This is a genomic window from Micromonospora sp. NPDC049580 (assembly GCF_040675595.1).
GTDB lineage: Bacteria > Actinomycetota > Actinomycetes > Mycobacteriales > Micromonosporaceae > Micromonospora.
Genome location: NZ_JBFAPG010000403.1, coordinates 1 through 5,825, shown reverse-complemented (window position 1 = coordinate 5,825; position 5,825 = coordinate 1). Strand labels below are relative to the sequence as shown.

The window sequence follows — 5,825 nt, the reverse complement described above, 5'->3', positions numbered from 1 at the left end:
ACCGACACCAATGGCGGCTGGCACTCCTACGGCGGTGGGCACTACATCGCCGTCGTGGGCGTCAGCGCCTGGGTCAGGCGGAGTAGCCCCGGGTGGCGATCCAGTTGGCCAGGTCGATCGTGGTGATCCAGTACGCCGGGTCGGCCGCGTTCGCCGAGTCGGCGATCCGCACGGTCCGGCCGTTGTCCTTGTAGCCCACGACGGCGATGTAGTGCCCACCGCCGTAGGAGTGCCAGCCGCCATTGGTGTCGGTGGCGTCGCCGACGACGTTGGCCACCACGCCCCGGCCGTCGGTGATGGCCTTGACGACGTCGGCCTGGAGGCGGTCCATCTGCGCCGGGCTGGGCGTGCCCGCGAACATCCGGGTCTGGTACGGGGAACCCTTCACCTCGGCGTTGAGCACCCGGGTGGTGTCCTCGGCCGAGTTGGTGCCCATCTCGGTGGTGCCCAGCTCGGCGCCGAGCTCCTCCTGCGTACGGTCGATGCCGGTGGCGCTGAGGGCGTTGCGGGTGGCCGCCGGGCCGCAGTTGTAGTACGTGTTCTGCGCCTCGTAGTCGTAGTCGAGCACCTTGGTCGCGGGCGGCTTCGGCGGCGTCGGCTTACGGGTGAGGTCCGGGTTGCTCGTGGCCTTCGCGGCGGGCGACGCGGCGCTGGTGGCCGGGGCGGCAGTGCTCGGCGCGGCCGAGGGGGACGCGACGCGCGCCTGGTCGCGGGACGCGATGGTGTCGCTGCGCATCTCGGCGACTGTGGTCGCGGTGTGCTCGCTGGCCGGGGCGCCGTCGGCGCCGGCGAGCAGGGCGCCGGTCGTGGTGGCGATCGCGAGGGCCGCGGCGGAGGCGGCGACGATCTGGTACGGGCGCTCGGTCGCGAGGCGACGGAGCTGACGCTGCAGGGTGTGCTTCACGGGGTCCTCCACGGTTCGGGGGGCGAGCGGCACACCGGGCTCGGCCGGTATCCGGGCAGGCGCCAGCGCGCGAACCGTGGTCCGCGGATGGTGAACCGCTCAGGGGAACGCCCGGCGCGGCCGGGCGGGAAAGGCGGCGACCCGGGGGGTCAGCTCACCGTCACAAGGCGGATGAGCGGGGGCGCCGCGACGCCGTGGAGGCGGGGGAACAACCGAGGGGTGGAAAGGTGCTGCACGAGGATGGAACTCCTTCCGTCACCGCCTACCGGGTTAGCTGACGGATTCGGGCGGGAAGATCGCCCTACCGCGGGCCGTGGCTCGCGGATTCACCCCGGACTTACTGTGGGTCCCCGGTTCGTAGATCACGATTGAGCGGGTCGGCACGGCGTCGCCTCCTGCGATCGGTTACCGCACCGGACAGCACGACAGTACTGGCCAGTGCGGACCCTGCCAAGCCACGCCCACCTGCGTAAACATCGTTTGGCGCACCAATTTCTGCGCGTATTGCCGCTGACGTGACTCGATGGGACAACCGGTTCCGGAGGCGCCGACGGGCGACAACCGGACAGGCTGCCGGCAACGCCGCCGCAATCGCGCGAACATTGGCCGCCGATGGTGCCGGTCGCCCGATTTCCATCGTCCGTGACGGGCCTCACATAACAGATCGGGCTCAACCGACCCGGGCCGGACGCCAGCGTGTCACGACCGCCGAACGCGACGCCCGGGTCGTCGTACGGCGCGACGGCAGCGGGTTCGGCCACAACCGGACCGCCGCCGCGTACGCCTCCTCGGCGAGCGTGCGTGCCGACTCGGCGGCCAGCTCCGCGTCCCGCCAGGCCGACCGCTCCCGCTCGGCGGCGGCCCGGTGGTCGGCCAGCCTCGCGTCACGGATCGCCCGGGTGAGCAGCACCTCCTGCTCGACCGGGTGCCGGCGGGGATCCCAGCCGCGCCGGTGCCCGAACACGTCACCGAGCTGAGTCATGGTCAACTCGCCGCGCCAGTGCGCCGCCATCGCGGCACGGTGCAGGTAGCGCTCCCGGGCCGCGTACTCGGCCGGGGTGTGCGGGGTACGCGGGGTCGGCAGCGCCCCGGCGGTGGCGAACCGACGGGCTGCGGTGTCCGCCTCGTCGTACCGGGACCAGGCGGCCTGCGCCTCTTCCTGAGTGATCAGCCAGTCAGCGCGTCGTCGCCGGGCGGTCTGCGCCGCGCGGGCCGCGGCCACGGCCACCTCTTCGGCGTAGCGGCGCAGGTCGGCGAGTTCGGCGGCGGCCACCTCCTGGGCGGTGGGCGGCGGCGGCATCGGCTCGGAGGCGGCCGAGTCCGGCTCGGGACGAGCGACCAGCACGGCGAGAACGGTCAGCGCCAGCAGGAACAGGGCCGACCAGATGGCGGCGGCCTGGGGCACCTCGGTCAGGAACTGGTAGAAGACGACGGTCTCCATGGGCGGCACCTCGGGAGAATGCGCGTTGCGACGGGGAAGCCGCACGAGGGTCGGTGACCCGCGGGTCGGCCGGTACGGACTGGTGTGTCGACAGGTGCTTTGGCGGGACGCTCGGCTCGGGGCCTCGGCGCTGCGGCGAGGCGGCTCAGCAGCCGGTGCGGTGGTCAGTGGCCGGCGCGGAGGTCAGTGGCCCGGTGCGGGTCAGGAGCCGGTGCGCGGTCAGCGACCCGCAGTGATTGGGTGCTCCGGTGGGGCCCGGGGAGCGCGGGCGGCCGGGTTGTCGGCGCGGGGTGACCGCTCGGAGACCGCCCGCCCCGGCGTCACACCGGTCGACGTGGCGACCAGGGTGCGCGAAGTGTCGTGCAGCGCGGGCTGCGGGTCGGCGGACCACGCCGCGGCGGACTCGTCAACGGCGGCGGACTCGTCAACGGCGGCGCTGTCGCGGGCTGCCCGCTCCTGGGCGGCGCTGTCGCGGGCGGCGGTCTGGTCGTCGTCGACGATGGACGTCGCGGGCCCGGTGCTGGTCACGGCGGCGGGTCGGTCGGGCGACGCGGGCGGCTCGACTGCGGACGTCGCCGCGGCGGCTGGCGTTGGCGACCCCGGAAGGGCCGTGGTCGCGCCGAGCGCGAGGGCGGCGATGACGGCGAGGCTGGTCAGCACCCGTGTCGCCCAGCGCGCCACCCACCACAGGGGACAGGTGAGCGCGACCGGAAGCACGTCCCCACGCTACCGCCGACGGCGGCCGTGCGCATCGACGCCGGGCGTGTCGGCTCACGCCGCGCCGACCGCGTCCGGCCTGGGCGGATGGGTCAGCGCGAGTCGGCGTACGTCGATCGTTCGTCGGTCCGGCCTGCGCCGGGGGCCCGGTCGTCGGTGTCGCCGGTGCGCTGTGGAGGGACGGCCGACGGCCGCTTCGGGCGGCGCGGCGCGAGCCGGCGCATCATCGGGGTCTCGACGTAGCGGTGCAGCAGCCCGGCGAGCACCAGATTCACCAGCAGGAACCCGAGCACCACCGCAGGGCCGCGCCAGCCCCGGAAGCCGGTCCCCCAGTCGCCGCTGAGCCGCAGCACGCTCGTCATGACCAGCACGTGCACCAGGTAGAAGGCGAAGGAGACCTCGCCGAGCCAGATCAGCGGGCGGGAGCGCCACGGCGAGCGCCGGCCCCGCACGTCCGCGTCGGCGGCAGCGGTGATCACCAGCAGGTACGCGATGGCGAGAAGCGTGGTCCACCACTGGGCGGGGATCCACTGCGCGGCGGTCACCCAGGTGACCACGAAGATCGCGGTGGCCGCCGTCAGCCGCGGCCCGCGCCAGAGGCCGCGCAGCATCAGTTCCGCCGCCACCGCGCCCAGCCAGAACTCCAGCGACCGCACCGGCGGGAAGACCTGGGTGAACCACCAGCGGCTGACCTCGGGCACCAGGTGCTGCGCCGGCCAGAGCGCGAGGATCAGCAGCGGCAGCGCGATGATCAGCGTCCAGAGCACCGACGGCCGGGCGCGGCGCAGCAGGGGCAGCGCCAGCGGCAGGCACAGGTAGAAGAAGAACTCGCAGGACAGCGACCAGCTCACCGTGTTGATGCTGTAGAACCAGCCCGGCCGGGGGTCCCACGCCTGCAACAGCAGCACGTTCTCCAGGGCGGCCGCCGGCAGGACGGGGTCGGCGAACCACCAGGCGACCAGGAGCGCGGCCGCCCACAGCACCAGGTGGTTCGGATAGATCTTCGCGACCCGCCGCCGCCAGAAGGCTGCCCGGGAGTCGCCCGGGCGGGCCGACCAGACCAGCACGAAGCCGCTGAGGATGAAGAAGAACTGCACCCCGGACAGGCCGAGGGTGAACAGCCCGTCGACCACCGCCTTGTAGTCCGGCTCGGCGATGATCCGCATCGTCCCGGCGTGAAAGCCGAAGACGAGCAACGCGGCGATCCACCGCAACCCGGTCAGTGAGGGCAGCCGGGCCACAGCGGGCGCGGGCGGCGCGGCCGGCGCGTCGGTGGTGCTCGTCATGCCGGGGTCCCGACGCTCCGCAGGGTCACCAGCACGTACGTCTCCTCCTCGGCGCGCGGCGTCGGACGGCGCGACGGCGACGCCCGCGACGGCCCGACAGGACCGCACCGAGGCACCCTACCGGGTCACTCCCGGGTGAACCGGGCGGCCGTTGTTAACCTTCCGCTTCGCGGGTGTTCAGGGATTCCACAGTCCTTCGCCACGTGCGGTTCCGGGGCTGGCCACCCGCGTCGTCAAAGGTGGCGACGTGGTCAATGAGCCGACGCACGCGCCGCTGCTGAGCATCGTCGTGCCCGTCTACGGCGTCGAGGCGTACCTGTACCAGTGCCTCGAGTCGATCCGGGCGGACATCCCAGCGGGTGAGTCGGACGCGGTCGAGCTGATCGCCGTCGACGACGCCTCCCCGGACGGCTGCGGTGCGATGCTGCGGTCCTACGTCGCCGGCCGCGACGGCGTGCGCGTCGTACACCTGAGCAAGAACGTGGGTCTGGGCCTGGCCCGCAACGCGGGCCTCGACGTGGCCACCGGCCGGTACGTCTGGTTCGTCGACAGCGACGACTGGCTGCCGCCGGGCACGATCGGCGCGGTGCTGGACCGGCTGCGCGAGCACCAGCCCGACGTGCTGATGCTGGACCACCTCCGGGTGCACGAGGACGGCCGGCGGGAGGTCGACGCGAGCAGCCATCTGCTGCGCGGGGTACCGGGCGTGGCCCGCCTGGCCGACCAGCCGCAGCTGCTGCGGGTGCAGCACACCGCGTGGAACAAGGTGGTACGCCGAGCCTTCCTCGACGAGCTGGAGCTGCGCTTCTTCCCCGGCTGGTACGAGGACATCCCGTTCAGCCACCCCCTGCTGATCGGCGCGGAGAAGATCTCCGTGCTGGACCGGGTCTGCTACCTGTACCGGCAGGGCCGCCAGGGCGCGATCACCTCCACCCGCAGCGGCCGGCACTTCGACGCGTTCAGCCAGTACGAGCGGCTGATGGACTGGGTCAACCGCCGGTACCCGGACGAGGGCCTGCAGGCCGAGCTGTTCCAGCTGATGATCAACCACTACCTGGTGGTGGTCGGCAACGACGACCGGCTGCACCCGCACCTGCGGCGGGCCTTCTTCCACCGGGTCGCCGAGCACTACCGCCGCTACCTGCCCACCGGCGGCTACCCGATGCCCTCGGGCGTGACCGGGCTCAAGCACCGCCTGGTGGGGCGCGGTGACTGGCTGGCGTACTCGGCGCTGCGGCAGGCGCACCGGGTCGCGGGTCGGTTGCGCCGGCCCGGCCCGGCCGGTGGTGCCGACGCGAGCACCGGGTCGCCGCCGGCCGACGACGACCCTTCCCGACCGGCGGTGCCCGCGAGCACGTCGGACGCCGGGCACACGGCCGCCGAGGTCACCCCGGACCGGTCGGACGCGCTGGCCGGCGGCCGCCTGTCGTGACCCGTCGCACCGCACCGCACGCCGGGAGCCACGTCGGCTCCCGGC

The 5,825-nt window shown here is 73.4% G+C and carries 5 protein-coding genes and 1 riboswitch; of the genes, 1 reads left to right on the top strand and 4 read right to left on the bottom strand.

The genetic code is table 11. From position 1 onward, the window contains the following. Window positions 1-73: 73 nt before the first annotated feature. The 4 genes from AB0J68_RS25265 to AB0J68_RS25250 form a co-directional block, all read right to left on the bottom strand. Window positions 74-916, bottom strand: coding sequence for a C39 family peptidase (locus tag AB0J68_RS25265; protein ID WP_354855116.1), 843 nt, complete (start codon window positions 914-916; stop codon window positions 74-76). A gap of 232 nt (window positions 917-1,148) precedes the next feature. After that, window positions 1,149-1,289: riboswitch (cyclic di-AMP (ydaO/yuaA leader) on the bottom strand. Between the two features lie 285 nt (window positions 1,290-1,574). Continuing rightward, window positions 1,575-2,345 (bottom strand): hypothetical protein, encoded by a 771-nt coding sequence (locus AB0J68_RS25260; protein ID WP_363940657.1) that lies wholly within the window; start codon window positions 2,343-2,345, stop codon window positions 1,575-1,577. Between the two features lie 219 nt (window positions 2,346-2,564). Next, window positions 2,565-3,062 carry a hypothetical protein gene (locus AB0J68_RS25255; protein ID WP_363940656.1) on the bottom strand — a complete coding sequence of 166 codons (498 nt, stop codon included), beginning with the start codon at window positions 3,060-3,062 and terminating at the stop codon, window positions 2,565-2,567. A gap of 92 nt (window positions 3,063-3,154) precedes the next feature. Continuing rightward, window positions 3,155-4,348: an acyltransferase gene (locus AB0J68_RS25250; RefSeq protein WP_363940655.1), complete on the bottom strand. Its 1,194-nt coding sequence runs from the start codon at window positions 4,346-4,348 to the stop codon at window positions 3,155-3,157. 247 nt (window positions 4,349-4,595) lie between these two features. Between AB0J68_RS25250 and AB0J68_RS25245 the strand changes: the two genes are divergently transcribed. Next, the gene (locus tag AB0J68_RS25245; protein ID WP_363940654.1) at window positions 4,596-5,780 is read left to right on the top strand and encodes a glycosyltransferase; all 1,185 of its coding nucleotides are present in this window, start codon (window positions 4,596-4,598) and stop codon (window positions 5,778-5,780) included. Window positions 5,781-5,825: the final 45 nt, after the last annotated feature.

Excerpts from the sequence above, each read along its gene's own strand:
- AB0J68_RS25260 (WP_363940657.1), bottom strand. The coding sequence starts at position 2,345 with ATGGAGACCGTCGTCTTCTACCAGTTCCTGACCGAGGTGCCCCAGGCC.
- AB0J68_RS25250 (WP_363940655.1), bottom strand. The coding sequence starts at position 4,348 with ATGACGAGCACCACCGACGCGCCGGCCGCGCCGCCCGCGCCCGCTGTG.